We start from the raw sequence: 20,225 nt of genomic DNA on the forward strand, positions 1-20,225 counted from the left end.
GAAGTTGGTTGTGATCTTGGCGGGATGTTCAGCGCGCGGTCCAGGAATGCAAGCAAGGGCTGTGGGCCCCGGTGTCGTAATGGAACCGGGTGCCCACAGTTCCGCCGCCTACCCGAGAAGGCGATCCCACACGGCCGCGGCCGCCTCAGCAACCTTGACGAGGCCTGCCATGAACACCATCGCCGAGCTGACTCGCTTCGCCTTTGCGACGAAACCCGTCACAGATCGATGACGGTCGCTCCTCAAGCCGTTAAGCTTGATCATTAGTTTCTCCGTTCTTGTGGTTGCAGGAATAGAGATCTGTCCGGTTCGTTTCCTAGGCGCCCGGACGGATCACATGACGTGGAGTAACGCGATGAGGACGAGACCCGTACGGGTCTCGTCCTCATCGTTTCGTCTTTGTCATGCGCAGCTCTGCTTGACTGCTGCGACCACGATACCCCCTCAAATCGAGGCTGTCGAGTCAGCGCTGTCCGATGTGTCTGTGACGACTCCGCAATCGCATTCCTCACGTACCGTTGTGGTTTGAGTAGTCCTCTGTTGCGTGTGGATACGATTTACAGATCGCCATCGGCCGCGGGATCGCGCAGGGGCCGCAGCCCCGTTCCGGTCGGCGGGGTGAAGGCGTAGCGGCCGAGCATGTTGATGTGCTCGAAGCCGAGCGGGGTGAGCTTGGCGGCGTCTTCGATATTGACCGTCTCGCCGCGGCCGCGGAGCTCGGCGAGGGCCGCGTCGATGTAACGGGTGTTCCACAGGACCACGGCGTTGAGGACCAGGCCGAGCGCGCCGAGCTGGTCCTCCTGGCCCTCGCGGTAGGACTTGTACATCTGGCCGCGTTGCCCGTGGTAGATCCGGCGGGCGAGCTGGTGTCGGGACTCGGTCATGTTCTGCTGGCGGCCGATCTGGCGGCGGTAGGTCTCGTCGACGGGGTCGACGAGGGCGAGCAGGTGGACGGTCTTGGCGATGCGGCCGTACTCGGCGAAGGCCTGGCCCAGCGGGATCGGATTGCCCTCGCGCGAGAGCATCCGCAGCAGGTCGTAGGCGCGGACGCGCCCGTCGACGAGGGATCCGGCGACGCGGACCATGTCGCTCCAGCGGGTGCGGATGCGGGCGAGGTTGACCTTGTGGCGGGCGATCGCGTTCAGCGGCCCGTAGTCGCCGTCGAGGCCGTCAGGTCCGGGTGCGCGCCACAGCCGCTGGTCGGCGAGGTCGGCGATGCGGGGCGCGAACCGGTAGCCGAGCAGCCGGAACATCCCGAAGACCATGTCGGAGTAGGAGGCGGTGTCGGAGGTGACCATTTCCGGGTCGGGTCCGGCGTCGAGGTTGAGCAGGGTGTCGAGGACGTACAGGGAATCGCGGACGGTCCCGGGGACGACGGTCGCGCCGATCCCAGAGAACTGGTCGTTCATGGCGTTCAACCAGGTCAGGCCGTGGCCGCGCCCGAAGTACTTCGGGTTGGGGGCGGCGTTGATCGTCGCGACGGGCACGGCGAACCGCAGCCCGTCGACCGAGGCGACCAGGCCGCCGCCCCACAGCGCGGCGGTGGCGATCGCGCCCTGGGCCTCGATCAGGCGCGCGTTCGCGGCCGAGAACGTCTCGGCGCGCAGGTAGTTCTGGGCGACGTGGGAAAGCCGGTCCCGGGTCAGGGCCGGGTCGCCGGCCTTGGTCACCGGGGTGAGGCCGACGTTGCACGCCTCGGCGACCAGCAGCGCCGCGGCGGTGATGTGGAGGCCTTCCAATCGCGTGGCCGACCCGGAGACGTTGGTGAACTCGTCGAGGCACCCGGTCCAGGCGTGGACTTCGAGCAGCAGCTCGGGCAGGTCCACGCGCGGGAGCATCGCGCCGACCGCCGCGCGCAGCGCCCCTTGCGAGGCGGGCTCGGCGAGGGCGTCGAGCCGGGAGACGGCCAGGCGCATCCGGCCCTCGGCGTCCTCCTCGATCCGCACCCCGGCGTCGGGGCCGGCCTCGGCGATCCGGTCGGCCAGTTGCTGCCACCCGGCGTCGAGCTCGGCGCAGACCTCGGCCAGGTGCGCTTCGACGCCGCCGGTCAGGCCGAGCGCGGTCAGGACTTCGTCGCGCACCAGGATCCACTCGGCGCCGTCGAGGAGCTGCGCTCTAGGGTCGGCCCACCGGTTCGAGGGCGAGGCGAACACGTCGCGGCGCCGCAGCGCCCGGTGCAGGGATTCGAGGATGCACAGCACGTAGGCGTCGCGGTCGACCTCCCCGGGCAGCAGCGCCCGGTTGGCGAAGACCGCCCGGTGCCACAGCCGCGGCACCAGGTCCTCGTTGACCTCGGCCTCGCGCAGCGGCTTCTGGGAGACGCGGCGGCGGGCCAGCTCGGGCAGGCGGCGCACCTCGGCCAGCAGGTCGGACGCGGCCGGAGTCGATCCCAGCGGCAGGGCCTCGGCAAGCAGGATCAGGAACGGGCGGACGCTCTGGTACTTCCCGGCCAGGCGCTGCCGCATGGCCGTCTCCCCGGCAGAGTCGTCGGGGACGAGCTCGACGACGACGTCGGCGGCGCCGACGACCTCGGCGCGGGAGGCAACCTGCTCCACGGCCGCCCATGCTTCCGTCACCGAAACCGTGTCCTCGGCCGACTCCAGGAACTCCACGAACGCCCTGGTCGTGGCCGCCAACGTGGTCGAGGCCCGCTCCAGGCGCGGCAGCGACTCCATCCGTCCCGCCTTTGCCTCGCGCTTGGCCGCCGAGATCAGGCGCGTCGCCATGAGCACGTGGAACAGGTCGAGCGCGTCGTCGACGGCGTGCTCTTCGAGGGCGCGCGCCGCCGCCAGGAGCGTCGCCGTCTGCCGCGGCTCGGCCAACTGACCGATCAGCGGCGCCTTCGAGGTCAGCCCGTAGCGGGCCAACTGCTTGAGCCGGTTCGTCGGCACCGCCTGGACCTGCGCCTTCCGCGCCCCGATCCCCAGCACGTCCTCGGCCCGGTGCAGCGCCTCGCTCATCGCCCGGCCGCTGATCTTCCGTGGCGGCCGCCGCAGCCGCTCCAGTTCGGAGTACCGCGCACCGACCGGGACCGCGAGCAGGCGCCGGAGCCGTTCAGGCAGTTCGGGGTCCGCGCCGGCGGCGGCCTCGGCGATCATCCCGTAGAGCCGGTCGGCCGCCCCGCGGCGCACCGCGGCGACCAAGCGCGCGAGGACGCTCGCGCCCGGCAGCAGCACCCGGTGATGCCGCAGCCAGGCCACCGCCTGGTCGAACAGGTGCCGCGGGCCCTCGGTGTGGGTCCAGGCCCGGCCCTCCAGGAACTCCCGCAGCGGGGCCTCGGCGTCGGCGAAGTCGTGCAGGCCCAGCTCGGTGCGGATCTCGGCGGCGTGCTCCCACCGCAGCGCGGCCCGCTCGGTGTACCGCTTGACCACCGAGGGGTCCTCAACGCCGAGCTGGACCGCGAGGTAGTCGACCACCTGCCACGGCACGTCGAGCGGGTCGGACAGGAACGTCCCCAGGAACCGGACCGTGGTCAGTTGCAGGGCGAACCCCAGGCGCACATGGTCGGCGCGGCGCCGGTCGACCAGCAGCAGGTCCGCGTCGTCGAGGAAGAAGAACCGCTCCAGATCCCGCCGGGACGGATCCTCCTGGTACCGACCGAACCTCGCGACCTCGTCATCACTCAAGAACTCAACAGGCATGTGAGGAACCTACGAGCCCAACGGATCAGCCCCTAAAGATCCCGACGGAGGATCCTGTTCCGATATTCCTCAACCCCCGAAGACGCCAAAGGACACACGATCGAGTTCCGGGAAGACCGCACCTTCACCGCCGTCGGCGACACGTTCGGAGCTGGGTTCGGCCATGACGTGCCCGCGGGAACGTTCGACGGCACCTGGCAGCTCTGCGCCGACCATCGCGGGTTCCATGACTGGGAAGATGACGAGGTTGTCCATGTCGACTGCTCCACGGCTGCGGTCGAAGGACGGTGGATTGCGCTCGAGGCCCCTGAAGGCGCAGTTGAACCGTGGCTCGACGACGTGTTCTTCACCGGTGCAGACGATGAGCTCCGGCTCTACCCCTGGTTCATCGATGTCGGCCCTGAAGAGGATGCCTTCTACGAAAAAGTCAGCTGAGGCGAAGGCGCTGGCGGATGTTCAGTCCAGGACGAGGAGTACGCCGGTGGCGTCGTCGCTGGTCTTGCCACGCAAGCTTGTCGCCGGATGGTCCCGGTCGGCCTGGTGCACGGTGTCGATGAGCGCGGGCATGCCGTCAGTGGTTGCGGCATCAACCAGGCCTTCCCATGTCCAGCCGTACCACCCCACCAGTCGGGTCAGGCCGTCCGAGCACAGTGCCGCGCGGGCGCCCGGTGATGCGGGGAAGGTACCGCGGAGCGCTTCGGTGGCAGCGCCGGGATCGGCGGCCGCGACGAAGTACCCGCCGGGGCGGTTGCGGACGCTCGCGACGTACTCCAGCGGGTAGCGGCGGGCGCCGCCGATCATGACCGGCTCGGGCGCGGCAGGGAGGTGGTCGGCCCGGTCGTCGCACACCACGACCGGCGCAGCATCGGCGGCGGCCTGCCAGACGAGCGTGGCGTCCCCGAGCACGAGATACTCGACATCATCGCCGCGGTGCCGGAGGATCGCGACCTGCGCCGCCGGGGTGAGCGGATTCGCCAGGTCGCACGTGTCCTCATGGAGGGCGGCGACCTCGCGGATCGCGTCGGCCACGACCAGATCGAGGCCCCACCGCCCGGCGCTGAGTTCCTGCGTCAGCGCCTGGCCGAGCGCGGCGACGAACCAGGGCACGTCGTGGCGGCAGCCGTCGCCGGGCGGGCGCGTCACCCCATCGAGGACGACCGCCCAGCCCTCACCGGACCCGTACCAGTCCTCATTGGGGACCGCATCGCTCCCGGGCGCGGACGCCGCAGACACTATTGCAAGCATCGTTCCAGCGTAACGGCTACAGCATGCCGATTCGGCCCTCCGACGGCTCCCCAGAGGCCCGCTGCGGCGCCCGGCTCGCGTATGGGCGGCGCGGCCGTGCCGGTCACCACTTGCCGCCAAGGCGCTTCCCCTCATGCTGTCGTACGGGTATGTTGATGCCGTACATGTGTTCGACAAGGGCTACGGGGGTTGTCATGTCGTCTGGCAGTGCTGTGCCCGCAGTTCCGGCGGCACTGGTTGCCCAGCTCGGCCTCAAACGCGCCCGGGATCTGGCTCCCGCCCCGGCGAGGGGGGACGCCGGGGCGGGGATACCCGCACGGCACAGTCTGCCAGTCACCACCGACATTTCCCGGCTCCTGCCCTCCGGCGCCCTCGCCGCCCAGGCCGCCATCAGCGCCGGGGCCGTGGGCGCGCTCGGTCTGCTGTGGCGCCTCCTCGCCGGGCCCACCACGGCGGGAGCATGGTGCGCGGTCGTAGGCCTGCGCCGGCTCTACCCGCTCGCCGCGGCCGCGGCCGGTGCGGACCTTGACCGGATCGCCCTGGTCGACGCGGCCGGGCCCCGCATCGCCGATGCCGCGAACGCGCTCGCCGACGGCCTCGCCGCCCTCGTCGTCCCCTCCGCGGCGTTCACCCCCGCGCAGACACGGCGGCTCGCGTCCAAGGCCCGCCGCGCTGGGACGGCGCTGATCTGGTGGGAGACGCGCCCAGTGGTCGGTGTGGACGCCCGCCTGAGTGTCACCCGGGTCCGCTGGGAAGGCCTGCGCCCCAACGAAGACCGCCGGTACGGTCACGGCGCCCTGCGATCGTGCGAGCTGGACGTGGCCGCCGCCTGGCGCACCGGCCGGGGCGCCCGCGAATCCGTCTGGCCCTACGGCGGCCGCCCTGAAGCGTCCAACGTGGTCGAGCTGCGCAGGCGCCGGTGACCCGCGTCCTCGTCCTCCTTGTCCACGGCCTCGACGCCGACACCGATCCGGTCCGCTTCAACACCGTGCTCGACGTCCTCACCGACCACGCCGCGCACCTCGAGGTCCTCGGACCCGCCGCGGCCGCGCTGCGCCTGCCCGGCCACGGCGACGAAGCCGCCCTGGCGGAGACGATTCTCGACGCCGTCTCCGGCCTCACCGGCGCCGACGCCGACATTGGTATTGCCGACACGCTCCTGGCCGCCACCCTCGCCGCTGCCGACGGCCGCATCGTCCCGCCCGGCGGCGACACCGCGTTCCTCGCGCCTCGCCCGCTCACCGACCTCGTCCGCACCGGTCTGCTCGCGGAGCAGACTGCCGTGACGCTGCACCGCCTCGGCATTGACACGGTTGGTGCGTTCGTAGATCTCGAGCCCGCCGCGGTGGCCGAGCGCTTCGGCGCCGCCGTCCGCCGCGCCCAGGCGCTCGCCGCAACCGAACGCGAACGCCCCCTCATACCCCGCGCGCCCAGTGAGGACCTTGCCGTCCACACCGAACCCGACGAACCCTTCGGGTCGGTCGAGCAGGCCGCCTTCGCTGCCCGGCCCCTCGCCGAACGGCTCCTGTCCGCGCTCGCCGAACGGAACCTGGCCTGCACGCGGGTCACGATCACGGCCCACGCCGCCTCGGGTCTCACCCGGATGCGGACGTGGGCGGTCGACGCCGACACCAACGCCGCGGGCCTGGCCCGCCGGGTCCGCTGGCAGCTCGACGGCTGGCTCGCCGCCGGCGGCACCGACGCCATCTCCCGTCTCGAGCTCGCCCCGGCGGGCGTCATGGGCCTCCTGGAGGCCGGGCGCGGGCTGTGGGAGTCGAAGAACCCCGCCCTCGTGCAAGCCGAGCGGGCGCTGCGCCATGCCGAGACGCTGCTCGGCCCCGGCACCGTGGTCCGCGCCCAGGACGCGGGCGGCCGCGACCTGATCGAGCGGCTACGGCTGCTGCCGTGGGATGCCGTCGACCGGCCCGAGGCGCGCGGGCCGTGGCCGGGCGCGCTCGTGGGCCCGCCGCCGGTCCTCGTCGACGCCGAACCGGTCGCGGTCACCGACGCCGCCGGGGCGCCGGTCGTGTGCGGTGCGCGCGGCACGGTCTCCGCGGCGCCCGCGTTCCTCGCCCCCGCCCGCGGCGGCCGGGTCCCGATCACGGCCTGGGCCGGGCCCTGGCCGGTGACCGAACGCTGGTGGGGGCCGGGCTCGCGCCGCTACACCCGCCTCCAGGTCGTCCTCGCCGACGCCCGCGCCGCGCTTCTGGTGTGCGAGGACCAGCAGTGGACCGTGGCGGGCTGGTATGGCTGAGCCGCCGTACGCGGAGCTACACGCGCACTCCTACTACTCCTTCGGGGACGGCGCCGACGCTCCCGCCGACCTCGTCGCCGAGGCCGCCCGGCTCGGGCACACCGCACTGGCGATCACCGACCACGACGGCCTCTACGCCGTCCCCGAGTTCGCCGCGGCCGCCGCCGAGGCCGGGCTGCCCACGGTCTTCGGGGCTGAACTGGGGCTTGGGACGGTTCGGCCTCGGCGCGGCCGCATCGACCCGGCCGGCGAGCATCTGGTGGTGCTGGCCCGCAGCCCGGACGGCTATCGACGCCTGTCGCGCGCGATCACCGAAGCCAAGCTCGCTGGCGGCGTCAAGGACCTGCCGAGCTACGACCTCGACCGGTTGGCCGCGCACGCCACCGGACAGTGGACGGTCCTGACCGGCTGCCGCAAGGGCCTGCTCAACACGGCACTCGACACCGACGGCCCGCAGGCGGCCGAACGGGCACTCCGTGAGCTGGTCGACCGGTTCGGGCCCGGGAATGTCGCGGTCGAGGTCACCTGCCATGACCTGCCCGGCGACACTGCCCGGATCGAAACGCTCGCCGCCCTCGCCCGCCGCTGCCGCGTCCCGGTCGTGGCCACCAACAATGCCCACTACGCGGCGCCCCGCCGCGCCAAAGCCGCCGCGGCACTGGCCGCCATCAGGTCGGGACGCACCCTCGACCAGGCCGACCCCTACCTGCCTGCCAACGCTGGAGCGCACCTGCGCAGTGGTGCCGAGATGGCGTTGCGTTTCCCCGACCTGCCCGAAGCGGTCGAACAGGCCGTCACCATCGCCGCGGCGTGCGCGTTCGACCTCGAACTGTTGGCGCCGCGCCTGCCGCACTTCCCGGTCCCACCCGAGCACGACGACGTCTCCTACCTGGCCACACTGACCATCGCCGGCGCACGCGAACGGTACGGGCCACCCGAAGCCGAGCGAGTGCCCGGCGCGTGGGCCCAACTCGACCGCGAACTGCGTGTCATCAACGCGTTGGGGTTCGCCGGGTACTTCCTCATCGTCGCCGACATCGTCGCCTTCTGCCGCCGCCAGAACATCTACTGCCAAGGCCGCGGCTCAGCGGCCAACAGCGCCGTCTGCTACGCCCTGGGCATCACCAATGTGGACCCGGTCGCCTTCGGGCTGCTGTTCGAACGGTTCCTCTCCGCTGAGCGCGACGGCCCGCCCGACATCGACGTTGACATCGAGTCCGGGCGCAGAGAAGCAGTCATCCAGTACGTCTACCGGCGGTACGGTCGCGACCGGGCCGCCTTGGTCGCGAATATCATCACGTATCGGCCGCGCTCGGCCGTCCGCGACGTGGCCAAGGCCCTCGGCCACGCACACAACCAGGCCCTGGCGTGGTCCAAACGCCTCCACCGATGGAGCGGCCTCGACCCCGACGAAGCCGAGGCCATCCCCGCGGACGTGCGGGCGCTCGCGGGCGAGCTGCGGGACCTGCCCCAACACTTGGGGATCCATCCGGGAGGCATGGTGCTTACCGATCAGCCCGTATCGGAAATCGTCCCGGTCGAACCCGCGCGTATGGAGAACCGGACGGTCCTCCAATGGGACAAGGACGGCGCCGCCACCGCGGGCTTGGTGAAGTTCGACCTCTTGGGTCTGGGGATGCTCGAGGCCTTGCACCGCATGGTCGACCTGGCCGAGGACTTCCACGGCGACCACATCGACCTGGCGATGCTGCCGCCCGACGACGAGGACGTCTACCGGCTCCTGCGCCGCGCCGACACGGTGGGTGTTTTCCAGGTGGAGAGCCGCGCCCAGATGGCGACGCTGCCGCGTCTGCGTCCGGAGTGCTTCTACGACCTCGTCGTCGAAGTCGCGCTCATCCGGCCCGGCCCCATCCAGGGCGGCTCGGTCCACCCCTACCTGCGCCGCCGGCACGGCGAACCGTGGCGCCACCTCGTCCACCCCGTGCTCATGCCCGTGCTCGAGAAAACCCTCGGCGTGCCGCTGTTCCAGGAGCAGTTGATGCAGATCGCGGTCGCGGCCGCCGGCTTCGACGGCGGCGAGGCCGACCGGCTGCGCCGCGCCATGGGCGCCAAACGATCCGCCGAGCGCATGGAGGAGCTGCAGGCGCGGCTGTACACCGGCATGGCCGAGCGGGGTATCGAAGGCGCGCAGGCCGACCAGATCTATGAGCAGCTCAAGTCCTTCGCCGACTTTGGCTTCCCCGAGTCACACGCCGCCTCCTTCGCCCACCTCGTGTACGCCTCGGCCTGGTTCAAATGCCACTACCCGGCCGCGTTCACTGCGGCGCTGCTCGCGAGCCAGCCCATGGGCTTCTACTCACTCGCAAGCCTCGTCGCCGACGCCCAGCGTCATGGCATCACCGTCGCCGCCCCGGACGTGAACATCAGTGGGCCCGTCGCCTCGCTCATCGCGGCCGACCGCCCGTGCAAGCCACCACTGCACGGCGTCGCGGACCTCCGGCTCGGCCTCGACAATGTCACCGGTCTCGGCGCCGCGGCCGCCGGGCGGATCGTGGCCGCACGCGAGGCCGGCGGGCTCTTCCAGTCCATGGCCGATCTCGCCCGCCGAGCCGGTCTCGACCAAGGCCGCCTGGAGAAACTTGCCATCGCCGGTGCGCTCGGCAGTCTTGAACCCGACCGGCGCCGGGCGCTGTGGACCGCGGGCATCGTGGATGAGCGGCCCGGTACGATTCCCGGCACCGGCCCGGCCGCGCCCCCGCCGACACTGCCGGGCATGAGTGCCGCTGACCTCGCCCGCGCCGACTACACCGGCCTGGGCCTCTCCGTCGAGACTCACCCGATGGCACTCGTCCGCAGCATGCTTGACGCCGACGGCGTTCTCACCGTTCGGCGCCTGCCGCACATGAAAGACGGCAAACGCGTCGAGATCGCCGGAATCGTGACCCATCGCCAACGCCCCTCAACCGCGAAAGGCGCGACGTTCCTGAGTATCGAGGACGAGACCGGCATCGCCAACGTGGTGTGTTCCCAAGGGCTCTGGAAGCGATGGCAGTCCGTGGCCACGGTCGCGAAGGCGCTGCGGATCAAAGGCACCGTCGAGAAGGCCCCCGACGCTCCCAAGAGCGCCATGCCGATGGTCGTGGCGTACCAGCTCGCTGAACTGGATCTGAACTTGGCTGTTGGACCGTCACGTGATTTCCGGTGACGCCGCCGTGACACCTCATGCCGCCCAACATCATGGACCCACCGTGTCTGCGATCGCCCTTACCATAAACATATTCACATACCGTTACCGGAAGGTGATTGCATGCTACGAGCTTCCAAGCGCGTGTTCGCGACGGCGCTGATCGCCATCGCCACCATGCTCGGCCTCAGCCTCGCCGCATCCCCCGCGCAAGCCGGATACACCACCATCTACGACTGCCCGCCCGCCTACGTCTGCTTCTACGATCACCACTACACCAACGGCGACCCGGTCTACAAGACCCAGGGCACGCCCTACTACTCGGGAAGCGTCTGGGGCGTGGTGAACAACGGCATCCCTGACGGCGCCGTGTCCGATCACTTCTACCTCCGGTATCGCTACACCACCGGCAGCACCTGGTACACGATGTGCTTCCACTACGCGCCAGGTCCGGGCCGGTACGCCTACGATTTCCCGAGCGTGCCGGTCAACGTCTCCAGCGGCTCGTACTGGGGCGGTGAATGCTGAGTCGCCCGCAATGATGGCGGGGGCATGGCTCGAACACTGCGCCCCCGCAGTCGCACGGGACGGTCGCCCACCAGCAGCCAACCCGAAGCGCCGGGAATGATGTGAGGAGGAAGCGCTCCACGCCGACGCTCACGACCGGTTCGGTTCGGGACCGCACGGCCGCGCAGGCACCCACGCCTCCTCGACGTCGTCCCACCACGGCGGTTCGGTGACGATATGCAGCTCAGGCGCCCCCGGAATCGGCTCGAACGCGTGCGCGATATCCCAACCAGTGTCCTCGTCTGGGCCAGCATCGGGGTTCTCGCGCACTTCCACGATGCCGTGGCCGCCTTCGGGGGTGACCAGGACCCATTCGTCCTCATGCAGTCCGAACGCCGACAGCATGGCCCGGTAACCGAGCCGGTGGCTCCAAGCTTTCGCGACGGTGAGTTCACTCGCCCCGGCGGCGAGGTCAAAGAAGCCGCGCCCGGCGGAGACGTCGACTCGCGGCATGGTGGCGAACGCGGTGAGCAGCACCATGGGCTCGTCCGGGCCGGTGTACTCGCCCTCACGTTCTCTGCCGATTGCTTCAGGGGGTACACCGAACTCGGCGACCGCTGCCGCCGCTACAGCTTCCGGCTGCGGTCCTTCGTGGAAGTAGAACATGTAGCCATCGCTTGGCGGCCCGTTGAACAGCAACCGGTCACGCAGCTCGGACGCGGCCGAGGATTCCGCAGTGGCAGTGGCCAGGTGCCACCGGAACTCGACCGCGTCACCGGTCTCCAGTGTGATGCCGTCGTGTACGAGCGCTTCCGCTAGTGCCGCTATGACCGGTTCGCCGTCGCCAGCGTCCAAGCGCTGCTGTAGTCCTGCAGCAGTGGCGTGCGCAAGCATGGGACTGTAGATAGTGACGAGCCTGCGGATACGGCGCCGACACCGGTCGGCAGCGCGTGGTTCCTGATGCATGTAGGCAGTCCTTCATTATGAGGGCCCCTTTGGGGCTTCCTTCTTGTTCGGGGGCGGATATCGCCGACCGGGAGGGCGCGGAATGATATCCTTTATATCGAATCCGATATATCATGAATACACGTTATGGAGAACAAGTACCCTCCTGCACTGGTGTGCAACCGGTCCTTGAGCAGCAGTTTCTCGTCAAAATGGTTGCGGCTGATCCCTGCGTGCGCCCAATACTCCCCACCCGTTCCCGCGAACAGCATCGGCACCACAGGGTCGTGAATGGGACGGCCGACACTGCCGCCGTAGGTACAACAGCGGGCGGCAGCCGCAGCAGGCAGCTCACTGCCAAAACGCCGCCCAGGCACTCCTCGGACCATGATGCGGGAGCGGCGAATTCGTAGTCCAGAGTGAGACGCTTCAGCAGCGGAACCGCCGCCAGCAAGCCGATGAGGACCGTAACGATGTCTATGCCGAGCAGGAGGGGTCTGGTCGACCAGGGAGCCCAGGGGCCCGGGCCGGAAGGCATGTTCATGAGAGGTCACTGCTCCGATCTGCGGTGTTCAGGTGGGTGGGGATGAAGTCGATGCGGGTGCCGAACGGATCGGGCGCTTGCTGAGGAGCGGCCTGGTACAACTCGGCGGGTCGCCCGCTCGAGCGGCGGGTGTGCTCCCCGGTCGCCACGACATGGCCTGCACCGGTGTGCTTCCGATGGAAGTTGCCCGGATCGAGTCTGACCCCCAGGACCGCCTCGACCACGCTGCGAAGTTCTGCCAGCGTGAACAGTTCAGCGCACAACCCGATGGCGGCGGCCGTGTGCTCGACCAGCCATCGCGTCATCGCGTGCGCCGCGGTGATCAACTGGTGTTCGCGCGGACCAGGCACGGTGGCGAGGGCCTGGGTGACGGGTGTCCACTGGAAACCGCGAGCGGGTTCGGGCAGAGCGCCGACCTGGTGTTGGGGTATGAAGACCAGGTGGGAGGTGTACAGGTGCGCTCCGGCCCAGGCCGGTGCCGGCACGCTCCACGTGCGCAAGGCGGGGAGGTCATCAAGGCCGGCCCGAGTCAGGGTGTGGACGAGAGCGTGCGCAAGAGTGTCGCCGACGTTGAACTGCTTCGCGGGCAGGCGGAAGCGTTCAGAGGCCGCCTCGAGAAGTATGTGGAGACCGGACGGCATCGCGCCGACCGCGACCATCTCGGCTTCCACTATGACTGGCGTACTGGTCACCATGGCGTCATCCCAGGGTAAAGCAGCCGCCACGCCGCAACGAGAGCGACAGCGATGACGCCGATCCCGGTTGCGTATAGGGCCGCGGCTGCCGCTTGCATGCAGGCGGGGACCGCGGCGGCGGTGAGGTACCGGCGGGCTCGGTCTGGGCGGGGCGCGAGATAGCGGACGGCCAGGAGGTTCAGCGGCGGGGTCGGCACCAGGACGAGCAGCAACCCAACGGTCAAGGCGGCGAGAGTGGTGGCGCTTTCGCCCATGACACCGAAGCCGAGGGTGGAGAGCCAGAGGGGGAGTCCTCCGATAACGGCCAGGATCGCGTGGAGCAGTAGGAGCACGCGCAACCGTTTGATCGGCGCCGCACGTCCGGCGGCTGCCGTGTCGCCGTGCGCTTCGGCGAGGCGGCGAGACGGGTCGGGTCCAGTGGTATTGCCGTCCTCAATGGCGTCCATAGCGTCTCCTTGGCATGGGTTCGGGGTCCGATGACGATGGGGTGACAGCGAGCAGCGGTTGCCGCTATGACCCGGGACAGTTCGGACGCGGGAGTCGACACGTGCTTACCTACGAATCGACGTACCCGGCTGCTTGGAGCTGCGCCAGCGCCTCAGGCAGCAGGTCCTCCTGGATCCAGGCGGCGATGATGTCGTAGCCGATCACGCAGCCGTCAGCGACGTCCGGCAGGCACTCGGTGTCGTGGGGGCGGTTCGACGGCAGCATGATCCAGTAGGTGAGGATCACAGGGCCTTTGCGCACTGCGATTCGGAATTCGGGGTAGAGCTCCCAGTTGGGGGCGGACACGACAAGGCCTTCGTCCCAGTCCCCGTCAACGTTCGCCGACTCGGTGAGGTCCGGTTCAAGAACGTTGTACAGCAACGAGCCCCGGTCTGCCACTTCATCGAGGTACGCGGCCTGCGCGGCCGCCGTGTCGTCGCCCCACGTCCGCCCGTGTCCCATGACCGTGACGCGCCGGTCGCCGACACCGCCGTCACCGGAGCGGGCAACCTCGTGCGAGCAACCGGTGTCGCTGGGTGTCGCTTCCAGGACGTCGTAGTCGTAGGTTGCGCCCAGCGTTGGCACGGCGCCGGTCCCGAGCAGGTCGCAGGATTCGTCCGGGCCGAACCAGACGGCTGCGGCGAGGCGGCGCTCGCTCACGGTCGGCGTCTCGGTGGCCGTGCCGCCGAGGCTGCCCGGCATACAGGCCGCGACCGTGACGGCCGTGCAACTGACGAGTGCGACGCGCAGGAGCGCCGTGGCCGGTGCACCGGCGCTCACTCCGACGTCCGGGAGGTCCCGGGTTGCTTCATGGGGGTTTGCAGAACCCATGCCAGTAGGCCTTCTTTCCTGTCGTATCGTCATCGCGTGCGCCGTTCCTCTAGCAGCTCGCATTCACCGGTCGAGGAGGTCGCTGACCCGTTCGTCGCCGGTGGCCGCGTAGACCGCTGTCGCGGCCGCCTGGTTGCGTTCGAGGGCGCCACGGGGTTGGGAGTGGGGCAAGACTATGCGGCGGGCAGCGTCGGCCAGTCGCATGTGGTCGCCGGGGGCGATCGTGACACGGGCGCCGGTCATGAGCGAAGTCCTCTCTTCAGGGATGGGGTGTGCGGTTGCGAGCTCGATGGTGGCGCGTTGCTCCCATGGCTGCCGCACCGCTGCTGAGGGCAACCGCGGCTGCGATGAACGCGATCGTCAGCGGGGCCGCGTGGAGCGCGGCGGCCACGCCGGGGCCGTGCCCGTCGATGTCGTGGTGGGCGTCCATCTCGCCCATGACGGAGGAACCATCGAGGATGGCCTTATCGGTCAGGAACGCGTGGTCGTACTCGACAATGCCGGTGTCGACCATCGTGACCGTCACCCATGCCCGCTCGGCGTTGATCTGGTCGATGGCCCCCGCGTTCGTCGTGTCGAGGCCGATTTCGTCTGCTGCGGCGGGCATGGCCATGACCGCGATGACAGCGCAGGTGATCGCGGCAAGGACGAGCCCGAGGCCGGTGAGGCGGTGCCGGCGTCGGATGAAATGGGGACGGGCGGGCCCGGTATCGCCGGGAACGGCGCGCTCCTGGTGCGCGCGCACATGGCGGACGAGGCACTCCCAGTGGGTGTCGGTGAGGTCGCTGCGGTAGATGATGGCACGCCACGGGCGTGCCGTGTCGACGATGCGGGAGCCGCGCACTGCGAGCACGCCGCCGCCTCGCCGCGAGGGATACCGCCGCCAGGCCAGACCGAACGGCCAGATGAGGACATAGGTGCCGGTCGCGGGATCGTACACGCCTCGGGGGTAGTGCAAGAACCAGGCCACACCTGCGGTCGTGCACCAGTGCAGGCCCGCGACGGCGGCCCCCGCAACGGTGTCTACGACCAGCATCGCGACGGCGCCGGCCAGGGAGCTGACGCCGATCAGCGCCCAAGTCCAACCTCGACGAAGCCAGACGGCAACGAGCGGTCGCGGCTCGGCGTCGGTGCCGGCCGTGTTCACCCCCACCACGGCAGGTCCTCAACCACGCGCAGTTCCGGTGCGCCCAAGATCGGCTCGTACGCAAGGTCGACGCCCCAGTCCTGGCCGGGAGCCAACTCGTCCTCATGCAGCTCACTGATCATGCCGCGGCCGCCTTCGGGGGTGACTAGCATCCACTCGACAGGGTTCATGCCGTACGTGTCGAGCAGGGCCCGGCAGCCGAGTCGAGCACACAGTGCGGTCGCGACGGTCAATGCGGTCGTACCGGGACGAGACGCGAAGAACTCATCAGCGGCCCAAACCGTGACGCGCGGCCGCCCTGCCGTGTCGGCAAGGTACACCAGGGGCTGTTTGGGACCGGTGTACTCGTCACCAACGCCGGTGGCAATCGCTGCGGGCGGCACCGTGAACTCGGCGGCCATGGCGGCCGCGGCGACGGCTGGCGCGGGGCCGTCGGGGAGGTAGCAGACGTGGCCGTCGTCGGGCGGCCTGTTGAACAGCAGCAGGTCGCGCAGGTGTGATGGGGTGTGCGACGCTGCGGTGTTCAGCAGCGACCGGAACTCGACGGCGTCGGTGTACTGCAGGTGCACGTGTTCGCGCACGAGTGTCTCCGCCAGACCGGCGATGGCGCGTTCATGGTCGCCAGCCTGCACGAGCCGGTGCAGCGCGGCCGCGAGCGCAGGGGTGATGGCGTCGCTGTAGTTCGCGACGGTGCGTTGGACGCGTATGCGGAAGCGTTCGTCGTCGTTCGGTTCGACGGGCACGTGGGGCCTTTCCTGAGGTCGGCGTGATGCGGTTCGTTGCAGGTCTGCTGGCCACTGCGGACACCAGCGGTGCCGTTGAGACGCGGCGGTGTTCACCAATTCAGTCCAGATCGGGCAGGTCGGCGATAATGCCCGGGGACCGCATCGGGTCGCAGTGGTGGCCTAGAGCCTCGGCGAGGCTGGTGTCGATGCGGGTCGGGCCGCACGGTGGTCGTTCGATCAGCACCTGCGCGTCGCCGTGCTGGAGGAGCCCGGTGAGGCCGGGCGTGTCGTTGAGCTGGTCGATGACAGCGGTGCACAGTGCCGCATTCGCCTCCTGCGATACGTCGGCGCGCAGGTGTTTGGACGGTGCGAACACCACCAGGACCATCGCTGCAGCGGTGATGCCGATCCGCGCGGCCTCCTCGTCCCAGTCCGCATCGCCGTCGACCAGGTGCACCCACCACTGGTCGCTCCGCAGTGGAAACGGCGCCTCGGCGTCAACGCGGTGGAGGTCCAGCCTGGCGGCGAAGTAGGCCGCGAGCGCGTCCTCGGACGCCGCGGGGCGGTAGTAGATGTAGGCGGAAAGCATCCGGGCCTCCAGGTCGCGGTAGCGCCTCGTGACGGTCGGGTAATGCCGCGGTCATCCCGTCGTTTCGAAGCAGCGCACGGCGATGGGCGTGCCGGTGCTGTCGGTGATGGTCGACAGGAACGTCAGGCCCGGGCATTCGATGTTGGCGAGGGCGACCAGTTCGTCATCGTCCGCGGTGGGGTCCTCGAGCGCGACAATGCCGGTGACGGCCATCCGGGGCTTGTCCGCCTGGCATGCAACGGTCCAGTACGCGCCCGAGTCGGGATCGTGCTCGGCGCAGTCGCCGATGTCGGGCTCCACCGGGGTGCGCCCGTGCTCGTCGGGGCGGTCGATCGCCTCCATGCAGACGATCGCGTTAAGGTCGCGCGTGTCCGGTTCGTAGTCGGTCAGCAGGCTGCGCCAGGGGAGGCCGATCTGCTCCTCGACGGTATCGCTGGTGCACGGTCGCGGCAGCATCGCCGCATCGACCTTGCCGTTCGCATCGACAATGCCGGTGGCGCTGTCGTCGGTCCACGCTGCCCGCCAGTACGCGGTCGGATCCTCGCAGGGCACGACCAGGTATCCCGGGTCGTCCTCGGTGAACCCGTCGGTGCCGAAAGCCGTGTATTCAGTGGGGATGCAGTGGCCAGCAGCCGGGAGTGCGACGATCGTCGGAGCGGTCACCTCGGTCGTGCTCGAGGCCGCGGTGGCATCGGTGGCTACTGCGGCCGGGTCGCTGTTCGGTGCGGCCGGTCGCAGTTGGTAGTAGGCGGCCGCGCCCGCGCTTGCGAGCAGCACGGCGGTGATCGCGCTGGTCGCTATCGTCCGTCCACGCCGCCGCTGCAGCGGGTGCGGGGGCGCGAATGCGGTGCCGGACGACACGGCGGCGTCACCGGGGCCATACGGCGGGGTGAACGGTGACGGTTGCGGCCCCGGGGTGTGGTCGCCCGCGGGCAGTTCGGGGCTGCGATCGTGCTGGGGAGCCGGGGGAACGGTCGTCATCAGGTTCCTTAGTGCAGAGAACAGTGGGGTTCGTGGTGCCGCACTCGGGCGGGTGCAGTTTGGGCCGTTGCCGGGCATCGGTCGCCTCGGTGCACTCATGCCGTCCATCCGACGCCGACGCCGACGGTGAACGCCGCGGTCACTGGGAACCGGTCCCCTACCGCGAGGATCGCCGCGGCGAGACCGCCGGTGCGCCAACGCCGGCCGATGACGGCAAGCTCGACGAGGGCGACCATCGCGAGCACCACTACTGGGAAAGGCACGCCGAGCTCGATGCCTGCGGCCGCGGTCAGGTGGCCGCCGCTGGCTCCGGCCAGTGCCACGACCACCAGGCCCAGCAGGGCACGGCCGCGCCGGGCAGCGGCCGGGGCGGGGAACCCGAGGGCGTCGCGGACGGCCTGGCGGGAGTCGAAACGCTCTGGGTCTGCGACCAGGTCGCGCAGCACCGACTCGATCACGCTCGCGTGGGGCGCCGCAGGGCGAATGTCGTCGCGCTCCAGGACCGCTTGCGCCCATGTGCGGAGATCGTGGCCGGTCCACAAGCCGACCTGGCACCGGAACCAGGCCTCGACGACCTCCTCGCGGGTCACGGTGTACGACCAGACCGCGGAGGGGGCCACCGCATCGAGTGCGGCGACCGCCTCGGGTACGGGCAGCCTGAACTTCATGAGGTTCGTGATCGTCTGGTGCTGGAGCCGCTGGTAGTCGATGGTGCCGGTCAGGGTGCCGAACGCGGTCAGGATCGGCTGGGCCCGCCGGGTCCAATCGGTGATCGTCGCAGCGGGGTACTGGTGGCCGATGCCGCAGGGGCGGGCGTCGCGAAGACGCCCGTCGGCGGGGTTGAAGTCGAGGCTGACCACCGGTTCGACGCGATCGTCCGCGCGCACCATCACCAGGGTGGCGTTGCCGAGGCGGCCGGTGCATTCGACGGCCAGTTCCACGCCCTCGACGGTGAACTCGTCGATGATGCGCGCGCCGGCCCAGGCGTGCGGGCCCGGATCGGTGCGGCCGGTGCCGTCAGCGCTGTCGGCGGGCAGCGCACCGTCGGGTGTGGCGGCAGGAGCCGGTCCTGCCGGCGACGGGTGCGCGGCCGCTGCGGCGGCCGGTGCGGGTCGGGGTTGGTCAGGCACGGGCGGGTCCTTCCGCAGTGGTGGGTTCGGGGCGTCTCGCGGCCGGGTGCCGCAGCCGAGCGCCGGCCGCCGGTCGCGGCGGGCGCATCCGGATGCCGGGCAGGGTCTGGGCGAGGGCGCCCAGGACCGCACCGGGCGCGACGGCGAGCGCTTCGATGGCGGGGTCGAGGTCGTCGGGCGGGTCGGCGATGGCCGCGGGAACGATGTAGTGCTCCCAGTCGGCTACAGCGGCGATCGCACCGATATCGGGGCCGCCGCCGGTGCCCGGGGCGATCTCGACCACGGTGCCGCCGGCGGGCGCGTGCAGCAGGTGCGTCAGGGCCGCGCTGCGGGTCGCCACGATGCACCGGGCCTGGCCGATGAGCTTGACCTGCTCCGCGAAATGGTGATGTTCAAGGACGACACGAGTGAAGCCGAAGTCGGCAAGGAGGGCTGCCAGGACCGGTTCGTTCACCAGCTGGTGCTCCGGTGCGGCGGTGCTGGACAGCAGCAGCCGTTCGGTTCCGCGCCGGTCGGGGGCGTGCAGCAGGCGCCGCAGCCGCTGCCGCGCCCACGGTGCGATCACCGGGCCGGGGCCGGGCCGGGAGGGGACGATGAGCCGTTCGGCGCGCACGGGCCGGTCCCATCGGGTCAGGTGGACAGCGTCGGGGTCAATGCCGGCGGCGTCGAGGCCCTCGCGATGCCACGGCTGCTCGGCGCCCGAGACGATCCAGTGGTCCGGTTCGATGCCGGCGTCGCGAATCAGTTGGAGGCGCGGCAGCGTGTCGGTGAGGAAGGACCCGAAGGGGCCACCGGGGCCGCCGGTCGCGGCGACCACCGCGGCGGTCCCGGGCAGATGGACCGGGGCCCGGGAACTGCCGCGCCACACCCGGTGGCGCGCGGGCGCACGGTCGACGGCGGCGATCTGGTCGGCCAGGACGCAGCCGTCGCTAGTGACCACCGCGCCGCCAGGGCCGATCACGGTCCCCTCGGGCAGCTCGGCCACAACCGCACCCGGGGCGCAGGAGCGGCGGTATAGCGGCGGCGCCTGCCCGGCCTCCTCACCCCACACGATCGGGATCGCACCGTCGACTACGACCGGCTGCTCGTACAGGTGCAGGCGGCCACGGCCGGTCGCCGCCATCCAGTCCACGGCACTCGCCGCCCACCCCAGGGGCCCCGCCAGCGGCAACGAGGTCACCGGCGCCGCCGTCACCGCCGGCCCCCGATCCCCTGCAGTAGCACCCGGCCCTGCCCCGGGCCCCCGGCCGCCGCACGGGCGGGTCCTCCACCCGAACGGTCGAGCGCGACCGGATACGACGGCCCAGTGACGGGCCGGCCGGGCGGGCGGGACACGGCGCACCGGTCAAGGCCGGCGGCT

At 70.4% G+C, this 20,225-nt stretch carries 18 protein-coding genes; 5 read left to right on the forward strand and 13 right to left on the reverse strand.

Going from position 1 to position 20,225, the window contains the following annotated elements; genetic code table 11:
- Window positions 1–557: 557 nt before the first annotated feature.
- Entirely contained in the window at window positions 558–3,641 is a 3,084-nt protein-coding gene (locus LO763_RS20070; RefSeq protein ID WP_230787884.1) for a Tn3 family transposase, read from the reverse strand.
- Between the two features lie 168 nt (window positions 3,642–3,809).
- Between LO763_RS20070 and LO763_RS20075 the strand changes: the two genes are divergently transcribed.
- Complete coding sequence (locus LO763_RS20075; protein WP_230787891.1) at window positions 3,810–4,076, forward strand: hypothetical protein; 267 nt, start codon at window positions 3,810–3,812, stop codon at window positions 4,074–4,076.
- A gap of 21 nt (window positions 4,077–4,097) precedes the next feature.
- Here LO763_RS20075 and LO763_RS20080 read toward each other — a convergent pair whose 3' ends face one another.
- Window positions 4,098–4,886 carry a protein phosphatase 2C domain-containing protein gene (locus LO763_RS20080; RefSeq protein ID WP_230787895.1) on the reverse strand — a complete coding sequence of 263 codons (789 nt, stop codon included), beginning with the start codon at window positions 4,884–4,886 and terminating at the stop codon, window positions 4,098–4,100.
- Between the two features lie 212 nt (window positions 4,887–5,098).
- On the opposite strand from LO763_RS20080, the gene imuA' reads away from it, so the two are divergent.
- The 4 genes from imuA' (at window position 5,099) to LO763_RS20100 (ending at window position 10,813) form a co-directional block, all read left to right on the forward strand.
- Window positions 5,099–5,809 (forward strand): DnaE2-dependent mutagenesis accessory factor ImuA', encoded by a 711-nt coding sequence (gene imuA', locus LO763_RS20085; protein ID WP_230787897.1) that lies wholly within the window; start codon window positions 5,099–5,101, stop codon window positions 5,807–5,809.
- Window positions 5,806–7,140: a DNA polymerase Y subunit UmuC family protein gene (locus tag LO763_RS20090; RefSeq protein WP_230787899.1), complete on the forward strand. Its 1,335-nt coding sequence runs from the start codon at window positions 5,806–5,808 to the stop codon at window positions 7,138–7,140. Before imuA' ends, LO763_RS20090 begins: the two co-directional genes overlap by 4 nt.
- Window positions 7,133–10,306, forward strand: a complete 3,174-nt coding sequence (locus LO763_RS20095) for an error-prone DNA polymerase (protein WP_230787900.1) — start codon at window positions 7,133–7,135, stop codon at window positions 10,304–10,306. Before LO763_RS20090 ends, LO763_RS20095 begins: the two co-directional genes overlap by 8 nt.
- Window positions 10,307–10,408: 102 nt before the next feature.
- Window positions 10,409–10,813, forward strand: coding sequence for a hypothetical protein (locus tag LO763_RS20100; protein WP_230787903.1), 405 nt, complete (start codon window positions 10,409–10,411; stop codon window positions 10,811–10,813).
- A 129-nt stretch (window positions 10,814–10,942) separates the two neighbouring features.
- On the opposite strand, the gene LO763_RS20105 is transcribed toward LO763_RS20100, so the two are convergent.
- From LO763_RS20105 to LO763_RS20155, 11 genes are all read right to left on the reverse strand, one after another.
- Window positions 10,943–11,647, reverse strand: coding sequence for a hypothetical protein (locus tag LO763_RS20105; protein ID WP_230787907.1), 705 nt, complete (start codon window positions 11,645–11,647; stop codon window positions 10,943–10,945).
- Between the two features lie 630 nt (window positions 11,648–12,277).
- On the reverse strand, window positions 12,278–12,952 hold the full coding sequence (locus LO763_RS20110; RefSeq protein ID WP_230787912.1) for an NrtR DNA-binding winged helix domain-containing protein: 675 nt from the start codon (window positions 12,950–12,952) through the stop codon (window positions 12,278–12,280).
- A 17-nt stretch (window positions 12,953–12,969) separates the two neighbouring features.
- The gene (locus tag LO763_RS20115) at window positions 12,970–13,422 is read right to left on the reverse strand and encodes a hypothetical protein (protein WP_230787916.1); all 453 of its coding nucleotides are present in this window, start codon (window positions 13,420–13,422) and stop codon (window positions 12,970–12,972) included.
- A gap of 109 nt (window positions 13,423–13,531) precedes the next feature.
- A complete protein-coding gene (locus tag LO763_RS20120; protein WP_230787921.1) occupies window positions 13,532–14,242 on the reverse strand; it encodes a hypothetical protein in 711 nt (236 codons plus the stop codon).
- Between the two features lie 114 nt (window positions 14,243–14,356).
- Entirely contained in the window at window positions 14,357–14,536 is a 180-nt protein-coding gene (locus LO763_RS20125; protein ID WP_230787923.1) for a hypothetical protein, read from the reverse strand.
- A gap of 16 nt (window positions 14,537–14,552) precedes the next feature.
- Window positions 14,553–15,449, reverse strand: coding sequence for a S8/S53 family peptidase (locus LO763_RS20130; protein WP_230787925.1), 897 nt, complete (start codon window positions 15,447–15,449; stop codon window positions 14,553–14,555).
- Window positions 15,437–16,183, reverse strand: a complete 747-nt coding sequence (locus LO763_RS20135) for a hypothetical protein (RefSeq protein ID WP_230787927.1) — start codon at window positions 16,181–16,183, stop codon at window positions 15,437–15,439. Before LO763_RS20135 ends, LO763_RS20130 begins: the two co-directional genes overlap by 13 nt.
- 100 nt (window positions 16,184–16,283) lie before the next feature.
- Complete coding sequence (locus LO763_RS20140; RefSeq protein ID WP_230787929.1) at window positions 16,284–16,754, reverse strand: hypothetical protein; 471 nt, start codon at window positions 16,752–16,754, stop codon at window positions 16,284–16,286.
- Window positions 16,755–16,805: 51 nt separating this feature from the next.
- Complete coding sequence (locus tag LO763_RS20145) at window positions 16,806–17,735, reverse strand: hypothetical protein (protein ID WP_230787931.1); 930 nt, start codon at window positions 17,733–17,735, stop codon at window positions 16,806–16,808.
- 95 nt (window positions 17,736–17,830) lie between these two features.
- Window positions 17,831–18,865 carry a hypothetical protein gene (locus LO763_RS20150; protein ID WP_230787934.1) on the reverse strand — a complete coding sequence of 345 codons (1,035 nt, stop codon included), beginning with the start codon at window positions 18,863–18,865 and terminating at the stop codon, window positions 17,831–17,833.
- Window positions 18,858–20,045 (reverse strand): glycosyltransferase family 61 protein, encoded by a 1,188-nt coding sequence (locus tag LO763_RS20155; RefSeq protein WP_230787937.1) that lies wholly within the window; start codon window positions 20,043–20,045, stop codon window positions 18,858–18,860. The genes LO763_RS20150 and LO763_RS20155 overlap by 8 nt, the downstream gene beginning before the upstream one ends.
- Window positions 20,046–20,225 lie beyond the last annotated feature (180 nt).

Origin of the sequence: Glycomyces amatae, assembly GCF_020991375.1 — a bacterium.
Lineage (GTDB): Bacteria > Actinomycetota > Actinomycetes > Mycobacteriales > Micromonosporaceae > Glycomyces > Glycomyces amatae.

Excerpts from the sequence above, each read along its gene's own strand:
- LO763_RS20070 (WP_230787884.1), bottom strand. The coding sequence starts at position 3,641 with ATGCCTGTTGAGTTCTTGAGTGATGACGAGGTCGCGAGGTTCGGTCGG.
- LO763_RS20080 (WP_230787895.1), bottom strand. The coding sequence starts at position 4,886 with ATGCTTGCAATAGTGTCTGCGGCGTCCGCGCCCGGGAGCGATGCGGTC.
- LO763_RS20095 (WP_230787900.1), top strand. The coding sequence starts at position 7,133 with ATGGCTGAGCCGCCGTACGCGGAGCTACACGCGCACTCCTACTACTCC.
- LO763_RS20100 (WP_230787903.1), top strand. The coding sequence starts at position 10,409 with ATGCTACGAGCTTCCAAGCGCGTGTTCGCGACGGCGCTGATCGCCATC.
- LO763_RS20115 (WP_230787916.1), bottom strand. The coding sequence starts at position 13,422 with ATGGACGCCATTGAGGACGGCAATACCACTGGACCCGACCCGTCTCGC.
- LO763_RS20125 (WP_230787923.1), bottom strand. The coding sequence starts at position 14,536 with ATGACCGGCGCCCGTGTCACGATCGCCCCCGGCGACCACATGCGACTG.
- LO763_RS20140 (WP_230787929.1), bottom strand. The coding sequence starts at position 16,754 with ATGCTTTCCGCCTACATCTACTACCGCCCCGCGGCGTCCGAGGACGCG.
- LO763_RS20145 (WP_230787931.1), bottom strand. The coding sequence starts at position 17,735 with ATGACGACCGTTCCCCCGGCTCCCCAGCACGATCGCAGCCCCGAACTG.